Raw genomic sequence first — 25,872 nt, 5'->3', positions numbered from 1 at the left:
CCAGCAAACAGACGGATTTCATGTACCAACCTGTCGCACTTTTCATAGGCTTACGTTATATGCGTGGGCGCGCCGCGGACCGTTTCGGTCGCTTTGTCTCCTGGCTTTCTACCATTGGCATTACGCTTGGCGTGATGGCGCTGGTGACGGTGTTGTCCGTCATGAACGGCTTCGAGCGCGAGCTGCAAAATAACATTCTGGGGCTGATGCCGCAGGCCATTCTCTCATCCAGCAGTGGGTCAGTCGATCCGCAGAAGCTGCCAGAAAGCGCCGTTAAGCTGCAGGGCGTCAGCCGCGTGGCACCCATCACCTCCGGTGACGTGGTGTTGCAGAGCGCGCGCAGCGTAGCGGTTGGGGTCATGCTCGGTATCGACCCGGCGCAAAAAGATCCCCTGACGCCGTATCTGGTCAACGTCAAACAGAGCGATCTGGCCCCCGGCCAGTACAACGTCATTCTCGGCGAGCAGCTTGCCGGCCAGCTCGGCGTTAACCGCGGCGATCAGCTGCGGGTGATGGTTCCTTCCGCCAGCCAGTTCACGCCGATGGGGCGTCTACCCAGCCAGCGCCTGTTTAACGTTATCGGTACCTTCGCCGCCAACAGCGAAGTGGACGGCTACCAGATGCTGGTCAATATCCAGGACGCATCGCGCCTGATGCGCTATCCGCTCGGCAATATCACCGGCTGGCGTCTGTGGCTCAACGAGCCGCTAAAGGTGGATGTTCTGAGCCAGCAAACCCTGCCGGAAGGCACCAAATGGCAGGACTGGCGCGAGCGTAAGGGCGAGCTGTTCCAGGCCGTACGCATGGAAAAGAACATGATGGGCCTGCTGCTGAGCCTGATTGTGGCGGTCGCCGCGTTTAACATTATTACCTCGCTTGGCCTGATGGTGATGGAGAAGCAGGGCGAAGTGGCGATCCTGCAAACTCAGGGCCTCACGCCGCGGCAGATCATGGCGGTATTTATGGTCCAGGGTGCCAGCGCCGGGATTGTCGGCGCGCTGCTGGGGGCGGTACTCGGTACCCTGCTCGCAAGCCAGCTGAACAACCTGATGCCGATTATCGGCGCGTTACTCGACGGCGCGGCGCTGCCGGTCGCCATTGAGCCGCTGCAGGTCGTGGGTATCGCCCTGGTGGCGATGGTCATTGCCTTACTCTCCACGCTTTATCCTTCATGGCGCGCTGCCGCCACCCAACCCGCTGAGGCTTTACGTTATGAATAAGATCCTGTTGCAATGCGACAACCTGTGCAAACGCTATCAGGAAGGCACGGTGCAGACGGATGTCCTGCACAATGTCAGCTTCAGCGTCGGAGAAGGGGAGATGATGGCGATTGTCGGCACCTCCGGCTCCGGGAAAAGTACCTTACTGCACCTGCTCGGCGGGCTGGATACGCCGACCTCCGGCGACGTGATCTTCTCCGGCACCCCGCTGAGTACGATGTCATCAAGCGCCAAAGCCGACCTGCGTAACCGTGAGCTGGGCTTTATCTATCAGTTCCACCACCTGCTGCCGGACTTTACGGCGCTGGAAAACGTGGCGATGCCCCTGCTGATCGGCAAAAAGAAACCGGCTGAAATTAACGCCCGCGCCAGCGATATGCTGAAAGCGGTAGGCCTCGGTCATCGCGGCAACCATCGCCCATCGGAGCTCTCCGGCGGCGAGCGTCAGCGCGTGGCGATTGCCCGTGCGCTGGTTAACAACCCGCGCCTGGTGCTGGCGGATGAACCGACCGGTAACCTCGATGCCCGCAACGCGGACAGCATCTTCCAGCTTATCGGGGAGCTGAATGCCTCTCAGGGCACCGCGTTTCTGGTAGTGACCCACGACCTGCAGCTGGCAAAACGTATGTCCCGCCAGCTGGAGATGCGTGATGGTCACCTGAATACCGAGCTGACGCTGATGGGAGCGGATTGATGGCTTCACCGTTATCGTTACTCATCGGCCTGCGTTTTAGCCGGGGTCGTCGTCGCGGCGGCATGGTGTCGCTGATCTCTGTTATCTCCACCATCGGCATTGCGCTGGGGGTGGCGGTGCTGATCGTCGGTCTCAGCGCCATGAACGGCTTCGAGCGCGAGCTGAATAACCGTATTCTGGCGGTGGTGCCGCACGGTGAAATTGAGCCGGTGAACCAGCCGTGGAATAACTGGAACGACGCCCTGAACAAGGTGGAAAAGGTGCCGGGCATTGCCGCCGCTGCGCCCTATATCAACTTTACCGGCCTGGTGGAGAGCGGGGCGAACCTGCGCGCCATCCAGGTGAAAGGGGTCAACCCGCGTCAGGAAGAGAAACTCAGCGCGCTGCCGCAGTTTATCCAGAAAGAGGCCTGGGCCAACTTTAAAGCCGGCGATCAGCAGATCATCATCGGCAAGGGTGTAGCCGATGCGTTGAAGGTGAAGCAGGGCGATTGGGTGTCCATCATGATCCCCAACGCCAGCGCCGATCATAAGCTGCAGCAGCCGAAGCGCGTGCGCCTGCACGTGACCGGTATTCTGCAGCTCAGCGGCCAGCTGGATCACAGCTTTGCCATGGTGCCGCTGGAAGATGCGCGCCAGTATCTCGATATGGGCAGCAGCGTCACCGGCATCGCCATCAAGGTTAATGACGTCTTCAACGCTAACAAGCTGGTGCGCGACGCCGGGGAAGTGACCAACAGCTATGTCTACATCAAGAGCTGGATCGGCACTTACGGCTATATGTATCGTGATATCCAGATGATCCGCGCCATCATGTATCTGGCGATGGTGCTGGTGATCGGCGTGGCCTGTTTCAACATCGTCTCCACGCTGGTGATGGCGGTAAAAGACAAGAGCGGCGACATCGCGGTGCTGCGTACCCTCGGGGCAAAAGATGGTCTTATTCGTGCCATTTTCGTCTGGTATGGTCTGCTGGCGGGGCTGTTTGGCAGCCTGTGCGGCGTGGTCATCGGTGTGGTAGTTTCGCTGCAGCTGACGCCGATTATCAACGGTCTCGAGGCCCTGATTGGCCATCAGTTCCTGTCGGGCGATATCTATTTTATTGACTTCCTGCCATCAGAATTACACTGGCTGGACGTCGTTTATGTACTGGTCACGGCCCTGTTGCTGAGTCTGTTGGCGAGCTGGTATCCGGCGCGTCGCGCAAGCAAGATCGATCCGGCGAGGGTGTTAAGTGGCCAGTAATTACGTCATGATCCGGTGAGCGTTGCCGCCGGATCAAAAGAGGAATGCTTTATGTATTATGGATTTGATATTGGCGGCACCAAAATTGCGCTGGGCGTATTCGATACCCACCTGAAACTGCAGTGGGAAACCCGTGTTCCCACCCCGCGTGAAAGCTACGATGAATTCTTAACCGCCATTGCTGCGCTGGTGGCCCAGGCCGATGAACGCTTCGGCGTGAAGGGCTCGGTGGGCATTGGCATTCCGGGAATGCCGGAAACCGACGACGGCACGCTGTACGCCGCCAACGTTCCTGCCGCCAGCGGTAAGCCGCTGCGCGCCGATCTGAGCAGACTCCTTGAGCGCGACGTGCGCCTCGACAATGACGCCAACTGTTTTGCCCTCTCCGAAGCCTGGGATGACGAGTTCCAGCAGTATCCGCTGGTGATGGGATTGATCCTCGGCACCGGCGTCGGCGGCGGGATCGTTGTCGACGGAAAACCGGTCACCGGGCGCAGCTACATCACCGGCGAGTTCGGCCATATCCGCCTGCCGGTGGATGCGCTGGAGGTGGTCGGGCGCGATTTCCCGCTGGTGCGCTGCGGCTGCGGCCAACACGGCTGCATCGAGAATTACCTCTCGGGCGGCGGATTTGCATGGCTTTATGAACACTTCTATCATCAAAAACGACAGGCACCGGAAATCATTACCCTGTGGGAGCAGGGTGATGAACAGGCCATTGAGCACGTGGAGCGTTATCTCGATCTGCTTGCCGTGTGCCTGGGCAATATCCTGACCATTGTCGATCCTGACCTGCTGGTGATCGGCGGAGGATTATCGAACTTTACGGCCATCGCCGAGCGGTTATCCGGTCGGTTGCCGCGTCATCTGTTGCCGGTTGCCCGCGTGCCGCGCATTGAGCGTGCGCGCCACGGCGATGCCGGCGGGATGCGCGGTGCCGCGTTCCTCCATCTCACCCGTTAGCCATACGAGGTTACTATGCTGTCGCGTCGGTCACATCGACTCAGCCGTTTTCGCAAAAACAAACGCCGCTTGCGTGAACGCTTACGCCAGCGAATTTTCTTTCAGGATGGGGCGCTGCCAGAATTGATGGAAAAACCCAGAGTATTGGTCCTGACCGGGGCGGGGATCTCCGCCGAGTCGGGCATTCGAACCTTCCGCGCTACCGACGGGTTGTGGGAAGAGCATCGCGTAGAAGATGTGGCGACGCCGGAAGGCTTCGCCCGTAATCCGCAGCTGGTGCAGGCGTTCTACAACGCCCGTCGTCGCCAGCTCCAGTCGCCAGAGATTGCCCCTAACGCGGCGCATCTGGCGCTGGCAAGGCTGGAAGAGGCGCTGGGCGATCGTTTTCTGCTGGTGACGCAGAATATCGATAACCTCCATGAACGCGCGGGCAACCAGAATGTAATCCATATGCACGGTGAGCTGCTGAAGGTACGTTGTTCCAACAGCGGGCAGGTCTTCAACTGGACCGGCGATGTGACGCTCGATGACAAATGCCACTGCTGCCAGTTTCCCTCTCCGCTGCGTCCGCATGTGGTCTGGTTTGGCGAAATGCCGCTGGGAATGGATGAGATCTACAGCGCCCTGGCCATGGCAGATGTCTTTATCGCCATCGGCACCTCCGGGCACGTCTATCCGGCGGCGGGTTTCGTCCACGAGGCGAAGCTGCACGGGGCGCACACGGTGGAGCTGAACCTTGAGCCGAGCCAGGTGGGCAGCGAGTTTGAGGAAAAAGTCTACGGACTGGCGAGCGAAGTGGTGCCGGAGTTTGTGGATAAGCTTCTTAAGGGATTGTAAGTGCTTCAATGCGCGAGGAGCAGACGTTTTTCGCGCAAATTTTTAAGGAACGACAGGAACAGGTTATGGATAACCCGCTAATTATATCGGCCATTATTTTTATTGTGGCGGTAGGGACAGGGCTATGGAGCCAGTGTTGCCTGCCTCGCCTTTCTGACAGCAGAAATATTCTGTTCATTCTCTTTTTGTACATCGGCATTGTCTCCGCTGGTTCTTGTATATTTAACCTGGTATACCTGCTGTTTACTGGGCAACTTGCGTATGGCGATGTGCAGCTGTTCGGCACAATTGTTACGCTGGTGGCGCTGTGGAAGCCGCTGATGTATATGGTTGGCAAAATTGATGATGCGTTGCAAAAAATATCGGAGTAAATATTTGAGCGGCGCGAATCAACGCCAGATTACCCGTAAAGCCCTGACAACAACGCAGGACCTTACGCAGTTAAAATAAATGATTAATCTATTGTTTATCTGTTGTTGATTCGGCCTGCGCCGCATCAGACCACGGCGTCTCCGGCAGCCTGCGCATAATTCGTCTCATTGCCAGAGCGTCCAGTAAAATGGTTGGCACCATAATAAAAGAAAGTAGCCAGAAAAAAGGATTCCTGACGGGGAAAATGGTTGTCCATTTATCCTGTTCATTGACACGTGACAACGTCCGGCTACTCAGTCTCGTCACGCAATATTTAAAAGAGTAGTTATTTTCTATCGATATTAAATTAACGGGTGTCATCAGGCCTTTCATATAGTTTCTGCACCACGCCCAGGATTCCGCATAACTCAAAAGAGTATCTGCAATATCGGTAGAGAAGCGAGAGACTTGATAAAATAAAGGCGCGTTATCATCGCTGATGATCACCCAGTTTTTTCTCCCGTCAGTCGAGGGGGCTTGCCACTTATACCATGTCCGGGAGCCCGCGGTTCCGGAACCGTTACTAAAATGGGCTTCAATGACCTTCCAGTCATAAATCAGCGTTTCGACAGGCCATTTCGCAAAGATATTACGCGTGGGACGATACGTTTGAACATACACGCGTTGGCGTTTGCGATTCAGCCTGACGAGTAATGTTTTGGGGTGGGTAATAACGACACGCAATGCGTGGATGCTGCTATAGAACATCAGGATGAGTATAATCTCAACCAGAATAAATACAGGAGAATACCCAATAATTGGGCCAATAAAAAATATCGATAACAGAAAGGGGATTACTGTCAGAAGCGGCATCGTTACGCCAAGCCATTCGCTTCTGGGGACGTTTCTTATGATATCGCAATAAATGTCGTTGACGGCAACGACACCGAAGAGGGGCGGCGCTTTTCTCTGCGCTATTTTTGACATAATGAGTCCTTTTATGATGTTACCTTCAGTCCTTTAAATCAGAAAACTTAATTCTCATGTCTTGTTAACGGTAGTAAAAATAATATCGATGCAGAAAAAAGAGAATAAAGAACGTTACTGTTCCGCTTCATATGTACTTATCCTTGTACCAATGAGTCATGCCGGGTCGAAACCCGGCATGTTATTGCATTAACGCCCCGCCTTCAACTTCTGGTAATACTCTTCATACAGACGGCTCGCGTCGCCCACGTCATTCTGCCACTCGCCTTTGCTGACGGTCTCCGCATCCGGATAGAGCGACTTGTCGTTCGCCACCTCCGGGCTCAACAGCTTGCGGGCGGCCAGGTTTGGCGTTGGATAGCCGATGGTTTCCGCCACCTGTTTTGCCACATCCGGGCGCAGCAGGAAGTTAATCAGCTTCAGCGCCCCGTCGACATTTTTGGCATTGGCCGGAATAGAGAGGCTGTCCATCCAGAAGATCCCGCCCTCTTCAGGCCACACCACTTCCAGCGGCGTACCGGCCTGGCGCGCCACGAATGCTGAACCGTTCCACACCATCCCCAGGTTCACTTCCCCTTCCATATAGGGGTTCGCCGGGTTATCGGAGTTGAAGGCCGCGACGTTTGGCATCAGTTTTTGCAGCTCGTGATATGCCGCTTCAATCTCTTTCGGATCGGTGGTGTTGCCGGAGTAGCCCAGCTTACGCAGCGCCACCTGGAACACTTCGCGCGCGTCGTCGGTCAGCAGCAGCCCGCCTTTGTATTCCGGTTTCCACAGATCCGCCCAGCGGGTCACCGTTTTAGGATCCATCGCCTCACTGTTGATCCCAATCGCCGTCGCGCCCCAGATGTACGGAATCGAGTAGTCGTTATTCGGGTCAAACGGCTTGTTGAGCATCTCCGGATCGAGGTTTGAAAAATTGGTGAGCTTCGATTTGTCGATCTTCTGGATCATGCCCTCTTTGCGCATCTTGTCGACGAAATAGGTCGACGGAACCACCAGATCGTATGCCCCCTCTTTATAGGTTTTGAGCTTGGCATACATGGTTTCATTCGACTCGTAGGTGGAGTAGATCACCTTGATGCCGGTCTCTTTGGTGAACTGCTCCAGCAGGCCTGGCGGCACATACTCGGTCCAGTTGTAGAAGTAGAGCGTTTTACCGTCGTCCGCGTGCGCAGCGCCCATTCCCAGCACCAGCGCCGCAGCGGCAAGCATTTTTTTCATTTCACGGTCCCCTGAGATTTTGTTTTATCACGAGCAATAAGCTGGCTGGCGATCACCAGAACCAGCGATAACATCAACAGTATGGTCGCCAGCGCGTTCACCTCCGGTGAGACGCCGACTTTCACCATGGAATAGATCTTCAACGGCAGAATTTCATAGCCCGGTCCGGTGACAAACGACGAAACCACCACGTCATCCATCGACAGGGTAAAGCTGAGCAGCCACCCCGCGGCCACGGCGGGCATCGCCAGCGGCAGGATAATTTTGCGCAGAATAGTCATTTCGCTGGCCCCCAGATCTTTCGCCGCTTCCAGCATCCGTACATCAAAGCCCTTCAGACGGGAATAAACCGTCACCACCACAAACGGCAGACAGAAGGTGATGTGCGAGAAGAGCAGCGACCAGAAGCCCAGTTGCACCCCCAGCAGCATAAACAGCACCAGCAGCGAAATGGCCATCACGATGTCCGGGGACATCATCACCACAAACAGCATTCCGCTGACGAAGGGCTTGCCGCGAAAACGGTAGCGGTAGAGCGCCACTGCGGTCAGGGAGCCAATCAGGGTGGCGAAGGTGGCGGAGAATATCGCCATCGTCAGCGAGTGTTGCGCCGCCTGCAGCAGGCTGTCGTTGTTCATCAGCAGGCTGTACCACTGGGTGGTAAATCCCTGCCAGTTGATGCCAAAGCGCGAGCTGTTAAACGAGTTGACGATCAAAATAATGATCGGAATGTAGAGATAGGCATAGATGGCGGTCATAAAACCGCCGCGGAGCAGTCGACCGATCATCCCAGTTCACCTTTATTGTTAAGCAGGCGTGAGGCACGCCAGTAGACCAGCAGCATCAGGCCCATCACCAGCGTCAGGGTGATGCTGGTGGCCGAGCCGAACGGCCAGTCACGAATGTTCAGGAACTGACTCTTGATGACGTTGCCGATCAGCAGGTTCTTTGCGCCGCCCATCAGATCGGAGACGTAGAACAGCCCCATCGCCGGGAGCATCACTAGCAGGCAGCCGGCAATGATCCCCGGCATGGTCAGCGGGATGATAATGCGGATAAAGGTCTGCAGCTTGCTGGCACCCAAATCTCTCGCGGCTTCCAGCAGGGGTTTATCCAGCTTCTCGATGCTGGAGTAGAGCGGCATCACCATAAACGGCAGCAGGATATAGACCAGCCCCACAATCACCGCCCCAGGGGTAAACATGATGCGGATCGGCGTGTCGATCACCCCCAGCCAGAGCAGAAACGCGTTCAGGTAGCCCTTGGTGCTGAGGAAGATCTTCAGGCCATAAATGCGGATCAGCGAGTTGGTCCAGAAGGGCACAATCAGCAGAAACAGCAGCAGCGGGCGCACCTTCGACGGCAGCTTCGCCAGAAACCAGGCGAAAGGGTAGCCAAGGACCAGGCAGGCCAGGGTGGCGATCAGCGCCATGTTGAGCGAATGGAGCAGCACCTGGAAATAGAGCGGATCGAGCAGGCGCGCGTAGTTTTCCAGCGTAAAGACCAGCGAGACGAAATGGGCATCGTCGCGGGTCAAAAAGCTGGTGGCAATGATCATCAGGTTGGGTAAAAAGACAAACAACACAAGCCAACCGACGATAGTGGCGATCACCACATTCTGGAACTTACTTGTGTTCTTCATCAGCCAGCACAACCTCCCAGCTTTCTACCCAGTTAATGACCATTTTCTGATTGAGCGAGTGGTCGAAATCCGGATCGTCCTCGTTAAAGAACTCGCTGACGATCACCATCTTGCCGTTTTCCAGCTCGACCACCGACTCGAGCGTCATCCCTTTGTAGTTGCGCTCGCGGATATAGCCGATCAGCCCTTCCGCTTCGGTTTCATCGTGGATCTCATCGACGCGCAAATCCTCCGGGCGCAGCAGGACATTAAGCTGCTGTCCCGGTTCCACGGCAAAGTTGACGAAGATATTGCAGGCGCGGCCTTCGACATTCGCCAGCACCCGCTGGTCGTCGAGGCGTTCAATAACCGTAGCACTGAAGATATTGATTTCGCCAATAAAGCTGGCCACAAACAGGTTTTTCGGCTCTTCGTAAATCTCACGCGGGGTGCCGTCCTGCTCGATTTTGCCGTCGCGCATCACCACGATGCGATCGGACATGGTCAGGGCCTCTTCCTGATCGTGGGTGACGAAGACAAAGGTGATCCCGAGCTTACGCTGCAGAGCCTTTAATTCGTTCTGCATCTGCTTACGCAGCTTGTAATCCAGCGCGGAGAGAGACTCATCCAGCAGCAACAGGCGCGGCTTATTGACCACCGCCCGGGCGATGGCGACGCGCTGCTGCTGTCCACCCGACAGCTGGTGCGGCTTACGCTGGGCGAACTCTTCGAGCTGCACCATGCGCAGGGCATCGGTGACGCGGGGCGTGATTTCACTGGCAGGGGTTTTTTGCATCCGCAGGCCAAAGGCGACGTTTTCGAAAACCGTCATGTGCGGGAACAGGGCGTAGCTTTGAAAGACGGTATTGACGTGACGGTGTTCAGCAGGAACCTGAGTAATGTCCTGATCTTCAAGATGAATATGGCCGTGATCGACGTTTTCCAGCCCGGCGATAAGGCGAAGCACTGTCGTTTTACCGCAGCCCGACGGGCCAAGCAGCGTAAGAAATTCGCCGTTGTTGATGGTCAAATCGAGGTCGGAAATGACGGTTTTCCCGTCAAAGCTTTTACCAATTCCGGCCAGTTGCACCAACGGTGACAGTGAAGCTGGTTGTGTATTCAATTTTTGATTCAGTCCCATATCGACGCCGCAGGTACTTATTGCAGCGGGGTTTGTGGTTAGCCACCTTGGTGAAACGTAATGAGGGCGGACATTCTACGGGAATACGTTGTCATCGCCAATCCTTGTTACCCATTGATAAGCTACATTTATTAGCGAAAGCGACGAAAAACGGAAATATTCTCGTTTACGGGATAAAAGTGACCTGACGCAATATTTGGGTTTTGCTGCTTACTGATAATGTTGTCACGAAAAGTGAGGGTGGCTGCATGGATAAATTACTTGAGCGTTTTTTACAGTACGTATCGCTGGATACCCAATCTAAACCGGGTGTCCGCCAGGTGCCGAGCACCGAAGGGCAATGGAAACTGTTACAGCTGTTAAAGACGCAACTGGAAGAGTTGGGTCTGGTCAACGTCACGTTAAGTGACAAAGGGACGGTAATGGGGACGCTCCCCGCCAGCGTGAGCGGCGATATTCCGGCCATTGGTTTCATTTCCCATGTGGATACCTCACCGGATTTTAGCGGTAAAAACGTGAATCCGCAGATTGTTGAGAACTATCGCGGCGGCGACATCGCGCTCGGCGTGGGCGACGAAGTTTTATCCCCGGTGATGTTCCCGGTGTTACACCAGCTGCTCGGACAGACGCTGATCACCACCGACGGCAAAACGCTGCTGGGGGCCGATGATAAAGCCGGAGTGGCCGAGATCATGACCGCCCTGGCGGTGCTGAAGCACAACAAGGTGCCGCACGGGGATATCCGCGTCGCTTTTACCCCGGATGAAGAGGTGGGCAAAGGGGCGAAGCATTTCGACGTCGCGGCGTTCGATGCCCGCTGGGCTTATACCGTCGACGGCGGCGGCGTGGGCGAGCTGGAGTTCGAAAACTTCAATGCGGCGTCGGTGAATATTCGCATCGTCGGTAACAACGTCCACCCGGGGACGGCGAAAGGGGTTATGGTGAACGCGCTGTCGCTGGCGGCCCGCATTCATGCCGAAGTTCCGGCAGAGGAGAGCCCGGAGCAAACTGAGGGCTATGAGGGTTTCTACCACCTCACCAGCATTAAAGGGACGGTGGATCGCGCGGACATGCACTACATCATCCGCGATTTTAACCGCGACGGGTTTGAAGCGCGTAAACGCAAAATGATGGATATCGCCAAAAAGGTGGGCAAAGGGCTGCACCCGGATTGCTACATTGAGCTGATCATTGAGGACAGCTATTACAATATGCATGAAAAGGTGATCGAGCATCCGTACATTCTCGAGGTGGCGCAGCAGGCGATGCGCGACTGCGGAGTCGAACCGCAGCTCAAACCGATCCGCGGCGGCACCGACGGCGCACAGCTCTCCTTTATGGGATTACCCTGTCCGAATCTGTTTACCGGCGGCTACAACTACCACGGCAAGCACGAGTTTGTGACCCTCGAGGGGATGGAGAAAGCGGTGCAGGTGATCGTAAGGATTGCCGAGCTGACGGCGAAGCAGCAGTAACTGCCCGGTGTACACCCAGGCCGGGCAAACAACGTGCCGCCCGGCACTTTCACAAATGGGGAGGGAACCTCATATGTCAAACTACCGACGTCACTACGTACCGGGCGGAACCTGGTTTTTCACTGTTAATCTGCAAAACCGGCGCAGCGATCTGCTGATCCGCCATATCGCTACGCTTCGCGCGGCGACCCAATGCGTTAAGCGCGCGAAGCCCTTTCTGATTAACGCCTGGGTGATCCTGCCGGAGCATATGCACTTTATCTGGACGCTGCCCGAAAACGACACCGACTACTCTGGTCGCTGGCGGGATATTAAAAAGACCTTCACCCGTGCGCTCGGGATGTCGGGTATCTGGCAGCCGCGGTTCTGGGAACACACTATCCGGGATGAAAACGATCTGCGCAGACACAGGGATTACATCTGTATCAATCCGCTGAAACATGGTTACGTGACACGTGTGAAAGACTGGCCGTATTCCACCTTTCATCGCGATGTGCGGGAAGGGTTATATCCGGAAGATTGGGCGGGGGAGGTGGAGGATTTTGACGCTGGGGAACGCCGGTAAGAAACGCCGGGCGGCACTGCGTTTGCCCGGCCTAGGGTATGGTTTTGTAGGCCCGGTAAGCGTAGCGCCACCGGGCATTGCCACCCGGCATGTTTAAGCGACTCAGTCCTCGAAGAACCAGTACCCGCTGTTAACCATCGCCGCCAGCATGGCGAGGAACGACGGATCTTCCAGCGCATCACCGAATTTGTCGGCCGTCAGCACCGTATGGCTGGCCAGGGCTTCCAGCGCCGGGCGGTGCGGAGAGTCCAGCTGCTCGCCATTGACGTATACCTCTTCGCCAATGCGCAACACGCGCAATCCACCCAGACGCACCAGCTTGTCACCCTGCTGCAGGGCATCGTAAATCTCATCCGGCTGATACGGCGGCTCCGGCAGGGAGACGTCCAGCTCGTGACGTGACTGGCTGATAAACTCCCCGAACCACTGGTTGAAGTGCTGCGGCTGGTTGATCAGATCCAGCATCATCCCGCGCAGTTTATCCAGCTCTTCAGGCAGAATATCGGCCGGGTGCTCACGGGCAGGAACGTCCGGATCGCTGAAGCGATGGCTACCCAGCTCGCGCTGGAGAACGTAATCGGCAAACCCGCTGATCATCTCGCGACCGCTTGGCGCACGGAAGCCCACCGAATAGTTCATCGAGTTCTCAAGGGAGTAGCCCTCGTGCGGGAAACCCGGCGGAATATAGAGAATGTCGCCCGGCTCCAGCTCTTCATCGATGATGCCGACGAAAGGATCCACCTGCAGCAGGTCGGGATGCGGACAGTGCTGCTTCATCGGCACCTTCTCGCCCACGCGCCAGCGGCGGCGGCCGGTACCCTGAATGATAAACACGTCGTACTGATCCAGATGCGGGCCAACGCCGCCGCCCGGCACGGAGAAGGAGATCATCAGATCGTCCATCCGCCAGTCGGGCAGGGCGCGGAAGGGCTGCATCAGGGCTGCGGCGGGCTGGTGCCAGTGGTTGACCGCCTGCACCAGCAGGGACCAGTTGTTCTCCCCCAGGTGATCGAAGCTTTCAAACGGGCCGTGGCTGACCTGCCATTTCCCCTCGTTATGGCTGACGAGGCGGCTGTCGACTTCGCTCTCCATGGCCAGGCCGGCCAGCTCATCGGGAGAGATCGGATCGACGAAATTGGGGATGCCGCGTTTCAGAACCACCGGGCGTTTCTGCCAGTAGCGTTCGATAAAGTCGGGCCAGTTAAGGGCTAATTGATAATCCATATTTATATTCCGCAGGCTTTTACTGACTCGGATTATAACGGAAGCTCAGCGGCCTGCGTGTGAGAATCACGCTTTTTTCACCCGAAGGCTTAACGAAGGCTTAACTCTCGTCGCTTGTAAGATGCTGACGGGCAAAAATCGCCTCCATGCGCGCGCCGCCGAGCAGACTGTCGCTGGTGTCGATCCGGCCGTCGTACTGCTCAACAATGTCGCGCGCCACCGACAGGCCCACTCCTTGGCCGGGGCGTAAGGTGTCAGCGCGCTGTCCGCGATCGAAGACCTGATCGCGCTTGCCCTGCGGGATCCCCGGGCCGTCATCTTCAACGATAATGTGCAGCTCATCTTCCCCCTGGCGGGCCGAGACCTCGACGAACTCCAGGCAGTATTTACAGGCGTTATCCAGCAGATTGCCCATCACCTCCATAAAGTCGTTTTTTTCACCCACGAAGCTGATTTCCGGCGAGATATCGAGGGTGATGTTTACCCCTTTGCGCTGATAGACCTTATTCAGGGCCGAGGTGAGGCTGTCCAGCAGCGGGGCGACGGGGTGCAACTCCCGGCTCAGCAGGGTGCCGCCGGTTCGCATGCTGGCGCGATGCAGGTAGTAACCGATCTGCTGGGAGATACGGCTGATCTGCTCCAGCATCACCGGCTCCGCCTCATCGGCGCTCAGCTTCGCGCTGCGTAAGGAGCGCATCGTACTTTGCATCACCGCCAGCGGCGTTTTCAGGCTGTGGGTCAGGTCGGTCAGGGTGGTGCGGTATTTGTCGTAACGTTCACGCTCGCTTTTCAGCAGCCGGTTCAGGTTACGCACCAGGCTGGTAAGCTCGCGCGTGGTGTTGGGATTGAGTTTTTCCCGGTGATGCTCTTCCAGCTCGCGCACCTCTTTCGCCAGCGACTCGATGGGCCGCAGGCTCCACCAGGCGGCCAGCCACAGCAGCGGGATCACCAGCAGCAGGTTAGCGGCCAGCACATACACGAACCAGTTCCAGACGGTATAAGAGCGTTTCAGCTCAACCGGAATGGTGTCGATGACCACAATCGTCAGCTGCGGCATTTGCATGGTGGCGGGGTAGATATTGACCGCCACCGAGTGGGTCAGCTCGCTGTCGTCGTCGTCCTCGCGGATCTCGGCCAGCTCTTTCTGCATGTGCCGGTCGTTACCGACCAGCACGCTGGTGGCATCCACGTCCGCCTCCAGCTCGTGAAAGCCGTTGGCTTTAAGCCACTCGGGACGGATGCTTTTGATAAGCCAGGGCACATCGCGCTGCGCCCACAGCAGCTTGCCTTTCTCGTCGTAGATCAGCGACATGGTCGGACTCTGACGATCCAGATGCTCCGGCATATCGATGGTGATTTTATTGTCTTCCCATTTCGCGAGGGTATAGAAGAGATTGCTCTCCCCGCGCAGCAGGCGGAAGGTGGTTTTGTCGAAGCTGACGCTGTAGCCCACCAGCGCCACCATTCCGTAGGCCAGCGAGAGCACCAGCACCACCACCGCTGTAGCCAGCAGGAAGCGAAACCGCAGGGACAGCGGCAGAAAGGGACGAAAAAGTTTTTTCATTTAGCGTAATTCGAAAAGATAGCCCTGGCCGCGCACGGTGGTAATGACATCTTCCGGATACTGCGCCTGAATTTTCTTGCGCAGCCGTCCCATCAACACATCGATGGTGTGGCTTTCGCGCAGTTCCGCGTCAGGATAGAGCTGGAGCATCAGGGAATCTTTACTCACCACTTTGCCGCTGTTGCGGATCAGCGTCTCCATGATGGTGTACTCAAAGGCGGTAAGCTTGATCACCTCGTCATGAATAGCCAGTTCGCGGCGGGAGAGATCGACCTGAAACGGCGGAATGGAGATCACCTGCGAGGCCAGACCGCTGTTGCGGCGCATCAGGGCCTGCATGCGGGCGGCCACTTCCTCGATATGAAAGGGTTTGGTGACGTAGTCATCCGCGCCGGCACTCAGCACTTCAACCTTATCCTGCCAGCCTTCGCGGGCGGTTAACACCAGCACCGGCAAGGAGACATCGTGGCTGCGCCAGCGACGGATCAGGGACAGGCCATCTTCATCAGGCAGGCCCAGGTCAACGATGGCGATATCGGGCAAATGTTCATTGAGATAGTAGTCGGCTTCTTTAGCATCTTCAGCATCGTCCACCTGATGCCCCATTTCCTGAAGCTGAACCTTCAGGTGATGACGTAGCAACGCATTATCCTCAACAACCAGTACGCGCATCATCGCTTCTCCCTAATATTAATGGTCTGAATAGTTTAACGCTGATTATGTTGCGGCGGGGATAAACATTTCGTAAACCGAAGGGGAAGGGACCCTCTTTCCGGGCGGAAAGAGGGTAAAAAGCGTTATTTCAGCTCATCAACCATCGCAATGGCGCGGCCGATGTAGTTAGCCGGAGTCATCGCTTTCAGGCGGGTTTTCTCGTCTTCTGGCAGTTCCAGACCGTCGATAAACTGCTTCATGCCTTCAGCGTCAACGCGCTTGCCGCGGGTCAGCTCTTTCAGTTTCTCGTACGGTTTTTCGATGCCATAGCGACGCATCACGGTCTGGATCGGCTCCGCCAGCACTTCCCAGTTGTGATCCAGCTCGTCGAGCAGACGCTCGCGGTTCACTTCCAGCTTGCTCACGCCCTTCAGGGTAGACTGATAGGCAATCAGCGCGTAGCCGATGCCCACGCCGAGGTTACGCAGCACGGTGGAGTCGGTCAGGTCGCGCTGCCAGCGGGATACCGGCAGTTTGCTCGCCATGTGTTGCAGCAGGGCGTTCGCCAGGCCCAGGTTGCCTTCGGAGTTTTCGAAGTCAATTGGGTTGACCTTGTGCGGCATGGTGGAGGAACCGATTTCACCGGCGATGGTCTTCTGCTTGAAGTGGTTCAGGGCGATGTAGCCCCACACATCGCGGTCGAAGTCGATCAGGATGGTGTTGAAGCGCGCGATGCAGTCAAACAGCTCGGCGATATAGTCGTGTGGCTCGATCTGGGTGGTGTACGGGTTCCACTGGATGCCCAGAGACGTCACAAACTCTTCGCTGAACTGGTGCCAGTCCACTTCCGGGTAGGCGGCGATGTGGGCATTGTAGTTACCGACGGCACCGTTGATTTTGCCGAGGATCTCCACCTGCTCCAGCTGGCGGTACTGACGCTCCATGCGGTAGGCGACGTTAGCCATCTCTTTACCGATGGTGGACGGAGTAGCAGGCTGGCCGTGGGTACGGGAGAGCAGCGGAATATCGCGATACTCTACCGCCAGGGCTTTCACCGCGTCGATGATTTTGCGCCAGTACGGCAGCACCACTTCTTCCCGCGCGGTAGAGAGCATCAGGGCGTGGGAGAGGTTGTTGATATCTTCTGAGGTGCAGGCGAAGTGAATAAATTCAGAGACCGCGTGCAGCGCCGGGACGTCTGCCACTTTTTCTTTCAGGAAATACTCAACCGCTTTCACGTCGTGGTTGGTGGTGCGCTCGATGGTTTTAATGCGCGCCGCGTCTTCTTCGTTGAATTCAGCAACGATTTTATCAAGGTAATCGTTTGCCTGGCTGTCAAAAGCAGGAACTTCCGCGATCGCTGCCTGTGCGGCCAGCTTTTGCAGCCAGCGTACTTCAACCTGGACACGGAATTTCAGCAGACCATATTCGCTGAAGATCCCGCGCAGCGCGCTGACTTTATCGCCGTAGCGTCCATCGACAGGGGAAACGGCGGTCAGTGAGGATAATTCCATAGTTCGCAACTCCGGGAGGTTAACAATGAGCAAGAATTTGTTTTGCCTGAGTCGTCAGGCGATTACGATAAAACATTAACTGCAGGCGGCCACCGCCGACCTGTTGCCACAGCACTGCGGCACGAATACCCGCCAGCAGCGAGGCGCGCACTTTGGCCTGTACCTGCGGGCTTTGCAGGACGGCAGGAGAGCCGGTGACCTGGATCCGCGGCCCCAGTGGGCTGATGACGTCCACATAAATGCCGGCCATGGCGCTGAGTAAGGTCTCTGACTGTAAATCGAAATGATCGAGCTGACGCTGGAGGCCCGAAATACGATCGCCCAGGGTGTCCATGGCCCCTTTGGCGGCGTTCAGTTTGCGCTCCAGCACCATCATGCTCAGGGTATAGCGCGTCAGTTCCGCGTTCAGCCCCTGACGATTGCTGGCATTTAACACACCGAGTAAGGTTTCCAGACCGAGGCGAAGATTCGCTTCACTACCACCAAAGACGCCGAGGGTTGAACTGGGGTTCAGATCCACGACGCTGTTGAGTGAAACGTGCAGGGCGTCAGCATCGCAATGACCCTGATGCGCCAACTGCTGCACCAGACGGGCAGACTGGCAAATTCCCGCCAGCGCCAGGGTGATGTCATAAAAGTTCTTCGCCACACTGGCTCCTTTCTGTGTGTAATCGCATTAAACCGCAGTCAGCGGCAGGCGTTGTTCGATAATACCGCCGCCGAGGCAGATTTCACCGCTGTAGAAGACGGCAGACTGGCCCGGGGTGACGGCGGACACCGGCTCGTCAAAACGCACTTCAATGCGTTCGTCGTCCAGCGCGGTAATGGTGCAGGGAATATCGGTCTGACGATAACGGGTTTTCACTGTGCAGCGCAGCGTGCCTTTCAGCGGCTCGCGGTCAACCCAGTGCAGCTGTTGGGCGATCAGGCCGACGGACATCAGACGCGGATGGTCATGGCCCTGGGCCACAATCAGAATATTGTTTTCAACGTCTTTATCGACGACGTACCAAGGATCTTCGCTACCCTCTTTGGTACCGCCAATCCCCAGCCCTTTACGCTGGCCTAAGGTGTGGTACATCAGCCCCTGGTGCTCGCCAATCACATCCCCGTCAACGGTGATGATTTTGCCCGGCTGGGCAGGCAGATAACGGCCCAGGAATTCACGGAATTTGCGCTCACCGATAAAGCAGATCCCGGTGGAGTCTTTTTTCCTGGCGGTGATCAGATCCAGCTCTTCAGCGATTTTACGCACTTCCGGTTTTTCCAGCTCGCCCACCGGGAACAGGCTTTGGGCAATCTGTTCGTGGCCGAGGGTATAGAGGAAGTAGCTCTGATCTTTGTTGCCGTCGAGACCGCGCAGCAGCTGGCTTTTGCCGTCGACATCGGCGCGGCGCACGTAGTGACCAGTCGCGATGTAGTCAGCACCCAGATCTTCAGCAGCGAATTCGAGGAAGGCTTTAAATTTGATCTCTTTGTTACACAGAATATCCGGGTTCGGCGTGCGGCCGGCTTTGTACTCTTCAAGGAAATGCTCGAATACGTTGTCCCAGTACTCTGCGGCAAAATTGACGGTGTGCAGTTCAATGCCGAGCTTGTCGCAAACCGCCTGCGCATCAGCCAGATCCGCAGCGGCGGTGCAGTATTCCTCGCCATCGTCTTCTTCCCAGTTCTTCATGAACAGGCCTTCAACCTTATAGCCCTGTTGCAGCAACAGCCAGGCTGAGACGGAAGAATCGACGCCGCCGGACATGCCGACGATCACTTTTTTTTGGCTTTCAGACATTGGAATACTCACGACATTGAACTTCAAGGCGGCGTATTCTATCACGCGCCCCCGGCATTGACACCCTCTGTAAACGGCCAGTTAAATTCGCCAATCGTCTCCAGCGGCAGTCGATTGCCGCTCAGGTAGCTGCGAATGCTCTCCGCAACCAGCGGCGAACGCAGATGAGTTGCGCTCAGAATGGTGTCAGCATCCACCCACAGGCAGCGGTCGATATCGCTGTCGTGCGGCTCAGTGGCGCACGTTTCGTTAAGCTCAATGGCAAACAGGAAGCGCAAAAACGGCGTTTTGTCCGGGGCGATCCACTGATGCAAGCGGATAAAGTGTTGCGGTTCGGCAAGGATACCGGTCTCTTCCCACAGCTCGCGCTTTGCGGCCTGAACCAGCGTCTCGTCGGCTTCGAGATGGCCCGCGGGCTGGTTCCACAACGCTTTACCGTTGATGGTCTCTTCCACCACTAAAAATTTGCCCTGAGCGTGGACCACGGTGGCTACCGTGACGTGCGGTTTAAACATGATGTTCTCCCTGATCAGTAACGTCCCGCCATTCACCGTTGGCGAGAGAATCAAGCGTGTAACTGCCCATCGCGTAGCGAATCAGACGCAATGTCGGATAGCCGACATGGGCCGTCATGCGACGCACCTGGCGGTTGCGGCCTTCATAAAGCGTGACTTTGATCCACGATACGGGAATCGATTTGCGTTCGCGGATCGGCGGATTGCGCGGCCAGAGCCAGTCTGGTTCGCTGACCAGCTCAATGCCCGCGGGCAGGGTAGGGCCGTCGTTCAGCGTCACGCCGTTACGCAAGGCCGCCAGCGCCTCGTCGTCCGGAACACCCTCAACCTGCACAAAGTAGATTTTTCCGGTGCGTTTTCCCGGCTGCGTGAGTTTTGCCTGTAGCTCGCCGTCGTTGGTGAGCACCATCAGCCCTTCGCTGTCGCGATCGAGCCGACCCGCGGCATAGACGCCCTGCACGGGGATGAAATCTTTCAAGGTGCTGCGCCCGGCTTCGTCGGTAAACTGCGGCAGGACATCGTAAGGTTTATTGAACAAAATAACGCGTGTTGGCGCACGTTGCTTACGCGGCCTGGTGGCTTGTCGTGTGCTGAATCGTTCAACCAGGTGATTTCTAAAAGAAGTTTTCTGCATGGTATTTTCAGAAGTTATCAATTGCCGCATTATAGCCTAATAACGAATGCCTTTCATGGCGCCAGACATTCAGGTACTATCGATGGGCTCATTACAAATTATTAACATAAGATCAGTAACAACCAGAAGCGCTCGAAGGAGAGGTTAATGGAAAGCAAAGTAGTTGTTCCGGCGGAAGGTAAAAAGATCACCCTGCAAGACGGTAAGCTGAACGTCCCACACAATCCGATTATCCCGTTCATCGAAGGTGACGGTATCGGTGTTGACGTAACTCCAGCGATGCTGAAAGTGGTGGATGCCGCTGTTGAGAAAGCCTATAAAGGCGAGCGTAAAATTTCCTGGATGGAAATTTACACCGGTGAAAAATCTACCCACGTTTATGGCCAGGACGTCTGGCTGCCGACTGAGACGCTGGATCTGATCCGTGACTACCGCGTTGCCATCAAAGGCCCGCTGACCACCCCAGTCGGTGGCGGTATTCGCTCCCTGAACGTTGCGCTGCGTCAGGAACTCGACCTGTACGTCTGCCTGCGCCCGGTACGTTACTACCAGGGCACCCCAAGCCCGGTTAAACACCCTGAGCTGACCGACATGGTTATCTTCCGTGAGAACTCCGAAGATATCTACGCGGGTATCGAGTGGAAAGCCGACTCTGCTGACGCACAGAAAGTAATCAAGTTCCTGCGCGAAGAGATGGGCGTGAAGAAAATTCGCTTCCCTGAACATTGCGGCATCGGCATCAAGCCGTGCTCCGAAGAAGGCACCAAGCGTCTGGTGCGTGCAGCGATTGAGTATGCGATCACCAACGACCGTGACTCCGTGACCATCGTTCACAAAGGCAACATCATGAAGTTCACCGAAGGTTCCTTCAAAGACTGGGGCTACCAGCTGGCGACGGAAGAGTTCGGTGGCGAGCTGATCGACGGCGGCCCATGGCAGAAGATCAAGAACCCAAACACCGGCAAAGAGATCATCATTAAAGATGTGATCGCCGATGCATTCCTGCAGCAGATCCTGTTGCGTCCTGCTGAGTACGACGTTATCGCCTGTATGAACCTGAACGGTGACTACATCTCCGACGCCCTGGCGGCGCAGGTTGGCGGTATCGGTATCGCACCAGGCGCGAACATTGGTGACGAGTGCGCCCTGTTCGAAGCCACCCACGGTACCGCACCTAAGTATGCTGGTCAGGATAAAGTGAACCCAGGTTCCATCATCCTGTCCGCAGAGATGATGCTGCGTCATATGGAATGGTTCGAAGCCGCAGACCTGATCGTTAAAGGTATGGAAGGCGCGATTAACGCTAAAACCGTAACCTACGATTTCGAACGTCTGATGGAAGGCGCTAAGCTGCTGAAATGTTCAGAGTTTGGTGACGCGATCATCGCGAACATGTAATCCGGTTTCCGGGCTGTATAAGAACGGGAGCCTGATGGTTCCCTTTTTTTATTATTAGCTTTCGAACGGTTATCAAAAGTTTATCAAAACAAGTTATCAAAACCCCACCCCAAAATCCTATATCGCGATTGTCGTCCAGTCCTTCCCACGGTCATCATGATAGCCATCAGTCTGCTGCTGGGACCTATGTCCAAGAAGCTCTTTCGTGTTCACACCCTGCGCTTTATATAACCTCTCCGCTAAAGAACGCTGCTCGTGAAAAGTAGACGGCGTCTTGCCTTCTTCCAGTGGTATCTCTGCTTTGTCACGGGCCTTGCTGAAATTTGTGGTCAGCGTATTGGATCTAACCTGCGAGCCTCGTTCTGCTTGAGAGGTGGCTCTGAAAAAATGAACCAGATAAGGGCTGACCGCATAATCCCTGCAACGAGAAATTATATCCCGCAAACTCCAGTTTATTGCGTTGAGGCGAAGCGAGAGAGGGATGGCAATTTTGCTCCCTGTCTTTTCCTGAAGTACGTGCAGGTGATCATCCCAGACATCGCTAAACTTCATATTGGAAATATCACCGAGGCGCTGGCCCGTCACCAATGCCAGCAGCATTGCATTCCCCATATATTGATGGGTGCTGTCTGCAATATCGAAAATCCTCTGCCATTCCTCCAGACTAAGGCGCTGGCGGGTGATTTTTCGGCGGGGTTTTTTGGTCGCTGAGGCAGGATCGTAACCCGGAGGAACCTCACCCGCATGCTGCGCTTCTTTAAAAATATCAACCAACACTGTCCGAACTACTTGGGCCATTCGCGGCTGACCGGCTGTGACGTACTCATCAAGCAATTGGGCGATATCGCGGACATCCACTGATGGCAGCAACTTCATTCCGACACGCTCTCGCAACAACGAAACCGGCTTGCTTTTCTGTTTGAACGTGTTCAGCTTGATATCGCCCGACGCCAGACGCTCTTCCTGAATTTTCCAGTATCGGTCGAGCCATGTTGATACCGTGATCGCCTTACCTTTGCTGGTGGCGATCCTGTCGCTGATCGCCAGAATTTGCCGGGTCCTCTGTTCTGCCAGGCGCTCGTTTGCTTCCGTGGCGATTGCTACAGCTTCGGCCTCATCAGTGCCCAACGCATGGAATTTGCCAGTGATTGGATGTTTATAACGCCAGTAAACCTTATTCACCTTCCTGCTGTAGAGGGGGTAAAGGTTCGGAACAGATACATTGTTTTTACGTGGTCTGGCAGCCATCGTTCAAAATCCTTTGCAGCAATATGGAGTCGTTCTTCTTAACTACCGGCGCAGTCAATTCACCTACCAGTTCAGCATCTTCACGAACACGCCATAAGCGGCCCTGCTTCATAGCAGGTGGAGAGAACTGATTCTGCTTCGCATATCGTCGAAGTGTCGACACGCTTGGAGGGTTGCTTCTGTATTTTTCAGCGGCCCATTCTTCGAGAGTTAACATCTGGATCATATGCTTTACCTCATAATGGCCCAGAAACGGGCCATTGGCTGAAAAACTGAAATCAGATTGCTGTCAGGCGCTGCCAGATAGCTGATACGTATTTGACCTGGTGGCGGGCGTCGGCCAGGGCATTGTGTTGATCGCCTTCAAAAGGGATGTCGTAACGCGAGTTCAACCCAACTGCTTTGCCCAGTTCGACGACGGTACGCACATCCCGATAGTTCCAGTGCGGGATCGGGAAGGGCGTGTCGGCCAGCTCGAAAGCCGCTTCCAGAAGTGAGCAATCGAACGAACTGCCATTTCCCCAGAGCTGCACATTCTTGGAGCCGTTAGCCGCGTTTTCAGCAATGAAGTCGAGGAATTGCTCCAACGCTTCCACTAGGCCGACCGTATCATCCACTACGATTGCAGATCGTGCTTCCGGCGATTGCTTTAACCACCAGAGGATGGTGCTGGCATCTGGCCTGGCCCCGAATGACATCGACGATTCCAAGCTAATCACCTGATAGAATTCAGCGCCGGTTTTCCCGCTGGCCGGGTCAAAGAATACGGCCCCCACAGAAACGATCGGCGCGCCCGGTTTTTTACCCATTGTCTCGAGATCAACCATCAAATGCGTGAACATGGCTGGCTCGTCCTGATGCGCTTCTGGCTCATTTCGTGCCGGTTCTGGCTCGTTCTGGTTTATAGAATTGCTGTTTTGGCTGACAGAATCGGGCTTCTGGTTTACATCGGCCTGATACTGGTTTTCCAGAATCGGCGCCGCGGCGGTCAGAACCTCAGCCGGGTTCAGGGAAGCTGTTTGCGGATCAGCTGCATCAGTGCTTTCGCCTGGTGGAACCGCGTCAACACTTTCTCCTTCCGTCGGGTCAGTCTCTTCCATCTGCACATCGCTGGTGGTCTCCTCTATAACCGATGAACGGTCATCTGTTTGTGATTGGTTTTCGTTCATCAGGCCTTCGATGGAGAACATGCCGCCGCCAAGATTGGCGACTTGCGGCTGGCTGACTAACGCTGCTTTTTCCGCTTCAATCTTCTCGTTAATTTCTTTTTCCCAGCTAACCTCAGGGGTGTGTCGAGCCGCCGCCAGCACTTCCGCTGTAGGATTCTCGTGGTCGATTTCGGTCAGGTTCGCTTTGATGTATCCGGAAAGACGCCCAGGCTGTTTGTAGTGCTCAGGGTGAGCACTTCGGATCAGCGCAAAAATTGCAGCGCGGGAGTAATCCAGAATGCCGGGCGTTGCGCGCAAAGCTTCAGACCATTCTTTAAACGGACTGTCATTCGCAGCGACGATAGCCTTCGCCTGGCGGAAAACATCACTTGGAATGTCGTAAATATTGAAATCTGCTGACAGCGTTGCCAACGCAATCTCAGTATCGAGCCCGTCAAAGTCGGGTTTGTAGTTAGGGTTGCGATCGGTTTTTCCGCCGCCGCCCGGCTGTGCTGCTGGCACCTCAGGTTCAGCAGCTGGCGCAGGCAGCGGCAGCAACTCAGTTGCAGCATTGAATTCAGCTGTCATCGTCTGGTTAACGAACTCCAGATGCGCAACCGGGTTCAGGTGGATATCCTCCGGCGCGATGCGCACCAGGTTGAAGATCGCCGCGCGGTTCACTGCCAGAACGCCAGGCTGGTTGCGCAGGATCTTGCTCCACGATTTCCACGGCTCTTCTTTGTTCGCGATAATCTCTTTGGCGCGGCGCGCAATGCTGCCCGGGATTTCACGATGGTTGAAGTCCATCGGCAGCAGGGCGCAGGCGATTTCCAGATCAAGGGTGTCCAGGGTATGTTGTGTGTCAGCGCCGCGGTCGGTTACGTATCCACCATCAGCATTGGTCCCTGAGTCAGTGCGCTGCACGAGGTTAATGCGATTGCCGGCGGCCCACTCTCGCGTCAGGATCCCGCGGTCAATGTGTCCGGTGTTGAACCACGCTTTGAAGAACTGGATGACGACAGACAGCTCTGTGCGTTTTCCATCAACTGGGAAGATGGTTTTCAGAGCACTGACCACTTTCCAGATGTCGGGCTCATGTGCTTTCTTGAAGCCCTCAACATTTTCGGCGGCCAGAATAAGGTTCTGCACGTAGCTGTTGTCCACATCCAGCTCAAGCTCCAGTATGGCCTTCTTCTGCTCTTCGTCGACGTGGTAGAGATACTGTTTGTCCGCGATGAACTGCGCCAGAAGACGCTGACGGAAAGGCAGGGTGGCGACGGTCGTCAATACCGGAAGTTTGCGCTCGCGGAACTCTCTTACCGCATCACAAACCGTTTCGGTACCATCTGCATCAACAATGCTTTCGCCAGTTTCGATATCCACGCTATCGACGATAGTGGTGTCGGTACCCTCAACAACTTTTCCGTCTGGATGAGGTTGCTGCGCAGTGCCGGCAATCACATTCCAGGTTCGCTGGTCGTCAGCCAGTTCGTAGCATTTGCACCAGGTGTAATCAATCACGCCTTCTTCAGGTAGATCGTCAACAACAGGCATGTCGGTACGAACAGGCTTGGCGTAGTCCTTACCGCGGCCAGTTTCGATACCTACATCTTCCAGCGCGACGTCCAGCTGCAGCGCAGCGCGTGACGCCGTATTGGCACTGAACCAGATAACACCGTCAGGTTTGCCGGATTTCTGAGTCGCCTTAATATGATAAAAAAATTCCATGGTGGAGCCTCGTTTGGGTGTAAGATACCCAACAGCTAATGAGCGCTGCTTAGGTAGTGGTCATTGGTCAAAACTCGATTCCGGAAAGCTTTGGTCGGCTGACCGGGTACTAAACCCGCCTTGCGCGGGTTTTGTGC

Annotated in this window: 25 protein-coding genes; 9 read left to right on the top strand and 16 right to left on the bottom strand. The window is 55.8% G+C overall.

The features are described 5' to 3' along the window. The first annotated feature begins 20 nt into the window (after positions 1-20). The 6 genes from lolC to WFO70_RS08115 all read left to right on the top strand — a co-directional run bounded on the left by lolC (position 21) and on the right by WFO70_RS08115 (position 5,329). Positions 21-1,220, top strand: a complete 1,200-nt coding sequence (lolC, locus tag WFO70_RS08140; RefSeq protein ID WP_337015565.1) for a lipoprotein-releasing ABC transporter permease subunit LolC — start codon at positions 21-23, stop codon at positions 1,218-1,220. Further along, a complete protein-coding gene (lolD, locus tag WFO70_RS08135) occupies positions 1,213-1,914 on the top strand; it encodes a lipoprotein-releasing ABC transporter ATP-binding protein LolD (protein ID WP_337015564.1) in 702 nt (233 codons plus the stop codon). The genes lolC and lolD overlap by 8 nt, the downstream gene beginning before the upstream one ends. Beyond that, positions 1,914-3,158, top strand: a complete 1,245-nt coding sequence (gene lolE, locus WFO70_RS08130) for a lipoprotein-releasing ABC transporter permease subunit LolE (protein ID WP_337015563.1) — start codon at positions 1,914-1,916, stop codon at positions 3,156-3,158. Before lolD ends, lolE begins: the two co-directional genes overlap by 1 nt. 51 nt (positions 3,159-3,209) lie before the next feature. Then, entirely contained in the window at positions 3,210-4,121 is a 912-nt protein-coding gene (nagK, locus tag WFO70_RS08125; RefSeq protein ID WP_337015562.1) for an N-acetylglucosamine kinase, read from the top strand. 15 nt (positions 4,122-4,136) lie between these two features. Beyond that, positions 4,137-4,958: a Sir2 family NAD+-dependent deacetylase gene (gene cobB, locus WFO70_RS08120; protein ID WP_337015560.1), complete on the top strand. Its 822-nt coding sequence runs from the start codon at positions 4,137-4,139 to the stop codon at positions 4,956-4,958. A gap of 65 nt (positions 4,959-5,023) precedes the next feature. Continuing rightward, the gene (locus WFO70_RS08115) at positions 5,024-5,329 is read left to right on the top strand and encodes a hypothetical protein (RefSeq protein WP_337015559.1); all 306 of its coding nucleotides are present in this window, start codon (positions 5,024-5,026) and stop codon (positions 5,327-5,329) included. Positions 5,330-5,417: 88 nt separating this feature from the next. Here the strand turns inward: WFO70_RS08115 and WFO70_RS08110 are convergent, their stop codons facing one another. From WFO70_RS08110 to potA, 5 genes are all read right to left on the bottom strand, one after another. Continuing rightward, positions 5,418-6,296, bottom strand: coding sequence for a DUF6708 domain-containing protein (locus WFO70_RS08110; RefSeq protein ID WP_337015557.1), 879 nt, complete (start codon positions 6,294-6,296; stop codon positions 5,418-5,420). Positions 6,297-6,485: 189 nt separating this feature from the next. Continuing rightward, entirely contained in the window at positions 6,486-7,520 is a 1,035-nt protein-coding gene (potD, locus tag WFO70_RS08105; protein WP_337015555.1) for a spermidine/putrescine ABC transporter substrate-binding protein PotD, read from the bottom strand. Continuing rightward, positions 7,517-8,308 carry a spermidine/putrescine ABC transporter permease PotC gene (gene potC / locus WFO70_RS08100; RefSeq protein WP_337015554.1) on the bottom strand — a complete coding sequence of 264 codons (792 nt, stop codon included), beginning with the start codon at positions 8,306-8,308 and terminating at the stop codon, positions 7,517-7,519. The genes potD and potC overlap by 4 nt, the downstream gene beginning before the upstream one ends. Next, complete coding sequence (potB, locus tag WFO70_RS08095) at positions 8,305-9,162, bottom strand: spermidine/putrescine ABC transporter permease PotB (RefSeq protein WP_337015553.1); 858 nt, start codon at positions 9,160-9,162, stop codon at positions 8,305-8,307. The genes potC and potB overlap by 4 nt, the downstream gene beginning before the upstream one ends. Then, complete coding sequence (gene potA, locus WFO70_RS08090; RefSeq protein ID WP_337015552.1) at positions 9,146-10,282, bottom strand: spermidine/putrescine ABC transporter ATP-binding protein PotA; 1,137 nt, start codon at positions 10,280-10,282, stop codon at positions 9,146-9,148. The genes potB and potA overlap by 17 nt, the downstream gene beginning before the upstream one ends. A gap of 248 nt (positions 10,283-10,530) precedes the next feature. Between potA and pepT the strand changes: the two genes are divergently transcribed. After that, entirely contained in the window at positions 10,531-11,757 is a 1,227-nt protein-coding gene (gene pepT / locus WFO70_RS08085; RefSeq protein ID WP_337015551.1) for a peptidase T, read from the top strand. Positions 11,758-11,830: 73 nt separating this feature from the next. Beyond that, the gene (locus tag WFO70_RS08080; RefSeq protein WP_337015550.1) at positions 11,831-12,322 is read left to right on the top strand and encodes an REP-associated tyrosine transposase; all 492 of its coding nucleotides are present in this window, start codon (positions 11,831-11,833) and stop codon (positions 12,320-12,322) included. 102 nt (positions 12,323-12,424) lie between these two features. Here the strand turns inward: WFO70_RS08080 and WFO70_RS08075 are convergent, their stop codons facing one another. The 8 genes from WFO70_RS08075 to rluE form a co-directional block, all read right to left on the bottom strand. Then, positions 12,425-13,546 (bottom strand): ribosomal protein uL16 3-hydroxylase, encoded by a 1,122-nt coding sequence (locus WFO70_RS08075; protein WP_337015549.1) that lies wholly within the window; start codon positions 13,544-13,546, stop codon positions 12,425-12,427. 100 nt (positions 13,547-13,646) lie between these two features. Beyond that, positions 13,647-15,110, bottom strand: a complete 1,464-nt coding sequence (gene phoQ, locus WFO70_RS08070) for a two-component system sensor histidine kinase PhoQ (protein WP_337015548.1) — start codon at positions 15,108-15,110, stop codon at positions 13,647-13,649. Beyond that, positions 15,111-15,782, bottom strand: coding sequence for a two-component system response regulator PhoP (gene phoP, locus WFO70_RS08065; RefSeq protein WP_032617646.1), 672 nt, complete (start codon positions 15,780-15,782; stop codon positions 15,111-15,113). A 125-nt stretch (positions 15,783-15,907) separates the two neighbouring features. Further along, complete coding sequence (gene purB / locus WFO70_RS08060; protein ID WP_337015547.1) at positions 15,908-17,278, bottom strand: adenylosuccinate lyase; 1,371 nt, start codon at positions 17,276-17,278, stop codon at positions 15,908-15,910. A gap of 19 nt (positions 17,279-17,297) precedes the next feature. Beyond that, the gene (gene hflD, locus WFO70_RS08055; RefSeq protein WP_262664349.1) at positions 17,298-17,927 is read right to left on the bottom strand and encodes a high frequency lysogenization protein HflD; all 630 of its coding nucleotides are present in this window, start codon (positions 17,925-17,927) and stop codon (positions 17,298-17,300) included. 27 nt (positions 17,928-17,954) lie between these two features. Next, complete coding sequence (gene mnmA / locus WFO70_RS08050) at positions 17,955-19,064, bottom strand: tRNA 2-thiouridine(34) synthase MnmA (RefSeq protein ID WP_337015545.1); 1,110 nt, start codon at positions 19,062-19,064, stop codon at positions 17,955-17,957. 41 nt (positions 19,065-19,105) lie between these two features. After that, the gene (locus WFO70_RS08045; protein ID WP_337015544.1) at positions 19,106-19,579 is read right to left on the bottom strand and encodes an NUDIX hydrolase; all 474 of its coding nucleotides are present in this window, start codon (positions 19,577-19,579) and stop codon (positions 19,106-19,108) included. Continuing rightward, complete coding sequence (gene rluE / locus WFO70_RS08040) at positions 19,572-20,243, bottom strand: 23S rRNA pseudouridine(2457) synthase RluE (protein WP_337015543.1); 672 nt, start codon at positions 20,241-20,243, stop codon at positions 19,572-19,574. The genes WFO70_RS08045 and rluE overlap by 8 nt, the downstream gene beginning before the upstream one ends. A 117-nt stretch (positions 20,244-20,360) precedes the next feature. On the opposite strand from rluE, the gene icd reads away from it, so the two are divergent. Then, complete coding sequence (gene icd / locus WFO70_RS08035) at positions 20,361-21,611, top strand: NADP-dependent isocitrate dehydrogenase (RefSeq protein WP_337015542.1); 1,251 nt, start codon at positions 20,361-20,363, stop codon at positions 21,609-21,611. A 117-nt stretch (positions 21,612-21,728) separates the two neighbouring features. Here icd and WFO70_RS08030 read toward each other — a convergent pair whose 3' ends face one another. Genes WFO70_RS08030 through WFO70_RS08020 form a run of 3 tightly spaced genes read right to left on the bottom strand, consistent with a single transcriptional unit; the run spans position 21,729 to position 25,735 of the window. After that, positions 21,729-22,859, bottom strand: coding sequence for a phage integrase Arm DNA-binding domain-containing protein (locus WFO70_RS08030; protein ID WP_337015541.1), 1,131 nt, complete (start codon positions 22,857-22,859; stop codon positions 21,729-21,731). Next, a complete protein-coding gene (locus WFO70_RS08025; RefSeq protein ID WP_059359847.1) occupies positions 22,840-23,085 on the bottom strand; it encodes an excisionase in 246 nt (81 codons plus the stop codon). The genes WFO70_RS08030 and WFO70_RS08025 overlap by 20 nt, the downstream gene beginning before the upstream one ends. A 52-nt stretch (positions 23,086-23,137) precedes the next feature. Beyond that, positions 23,138-25,735: an exonuclease gene (locus tag WFO70_RS08020; protein ID WP_337015540.1), complete on the bottom strand. Its 2,598-nt coding sequence runs from the start codon at positions 25,733-25,735 to the stop codon at positions 23,138-23,140. Between the last annotated feature and the right edge of the window lie 137 nt (positions 25,736-25,872).

The organism is Leclercia sp. AS011 (genome assembly GCF_037152535.1).
Classification (GTDB): domain Bacteria; phylum Pseudomonadota; class Gammaproteobacteria; order Enterobacterales; family Enterobacteriaceae; genus Enterobacter.
Note: the sequence above shows the minus strand (reverse complement) of the source record. Positions and strands in the feature narration are given on the sequence as shown.

Bases quoted from the DNA above. Each gene is read 5' to 3' on its own strand.
- lolC (WP_337015565.1), top strand. From the start codon at position 21: ATGTACCAACCTGTCGCACTTTTCATAGGCTTACGTTATATGCGTGGG.
- lolD (WP_337015564.1), top strand. From the start codon at position 1,213: ATGAATAAGATCCTGTTGCAATGCGACAACCTGTGCAAACGCTATCAG.
- lolE (WP_337015563.1), top strand. From the start codon at position 1,914: ATGGCTTCACCGTTATCGTTACTCATCGGCCTGCGTTTTAGCCGGGGT.
- nagK (WP_337015562.1), top strand. From the start codon at position 3,210: ATGTATTATGGATTTGATATTGGCGGCACCAAAATTGCGCTGGGCGTA.
- cobB (WP_337015560.1), top strand. From the start codon at position 4,137: ATGCTGTCGCGTCGGTCACATCGACTCAGCCGTTTTCGCAAAAACAAA.
- WFO70_RS08115 (WP_337015559.1), top strand. From the start codon at position 5,024: ATGGATAACCCGCTAATTATATCGGCCATTATTTTTATTGTGGCGGTA.
- WFO70_RS08110 (WP_337015557.1), bottom strand. From the start codon at position 6,296: ATGTCAAAAATAGCGCAGAGAAAAGCGCCGCCCCTCTTCGGTGTCGTT.
- potD (WP_337015555.1), bottom strand. From the start codon at position 7,520: ATGAAAAAAATGCTTGCCGCTGCGGCGCTGGTGCTGGGAATGGGCGCT.
- potC (WP_337015554.1), bottom strand. From the start codon at position 8,308: ATGATCGGTCGACTGCTCCGCGGCGGTTTTATGACCGCCATCTATGCC.
- potB (WP_337015553.1), bottom strand. From the start codon at position 9,162: ATGAAGAACACAAGTAAGTTCCAGAATGTGGTGATCGCCACTATCGTC.
- potA (WP_337015552.1), bottom strand. From the start codon at position 10,282: ATGGGACTGAATCAAAAATTGAATACACAACCAGCTTCACTGTCACCG.
- pepT (WP_337015551.1), top strand. From the start codon at position 10,531: ATGGATAAATTACTTGAGCGTTTTTTACAGTACGTATCGCTGGATACC.
- WFO70_RS08080 (WP_337015550.1), top strand. From the start codon at position 11,831: ATGTCAAACTACCGACGTCACTACGTACCGGGCGGAACCTGGTTTTTC.
- WFO70_RS08075 (WP_337015549.1), bottom strand. From the start codon at position 13,546: ATGGATTATCAATTAGCCCTTAACTGGCCCGACTTTATCGAACGCTAC.
- phoQ (WP_337015548.1), bottom strand. From the start codon at position 15,110: ATGAAAAAACTTTTTCGTCCCTTTCTGCCGCTGTCCCTGCGGTTTCGC.
- phoP (WP_032617646.1), bottom strand. From the start codon at position 15,782: ATGCGCGTACTGGTTGTTGAGGATAATGCGTTGCTACGTCATCACCTG.
- purB (WP_337015547.1), bottom strand. From the start codon at position 17,278: ATGGAATTATCCTCACTGACCGCCGTTTCCCCTGTCGATGGACGCTAC.
- mnmA (WP_337015545.1), bottom strand. From the start codon at position 19,064: ATGTCTGAAAGCCAAAAAAAAGTGATCGTCGGCATGTCCGGCGGCGTC.
- WFO70_RS08045 (WP_337015544.1), bottom strand. From the start codon at position 19,579: ATGTTTAAACCGCACGTCACGGTAGCCACCGTGGTCCACGCTCAGGGC.
- rluE (WP_337015543.1), bottom strand. From the start codon at position 20,243: ATGCGGCAATTGATAACTTCTGAAAATACCATGCAGAAAACTTCTTTT.
- icd (WP_337015542.1), top strand. From the start codon at position 20,361: ATGGAAAGCAAAGTAGTTGTTCCGGCGGAAGGTAAAAAGATCACCCTG.
- WFO70_RS08030 (WP_337015541.1), bottom strand. From the start codon at position 22,859: ATGGCTGCCAGACCACGTAAAAACAATGTATCTGTTCCGAACCTTTAC.
- WFO70_RS08025 (WP_059359847.1), bottom strand. From the start codon at position 23,085: ATGATCCAGATGTTAACTCTCGAAGAATGGGCCGCTGAAAAATACAGA.
- WFO70_RS08020 (WP_337015540.1), bottom strand. From the start codon at position 25,735: ATGGAATTTTTTTATCATATTAAGGCGACTCAGAAATCCGGCAAACCT.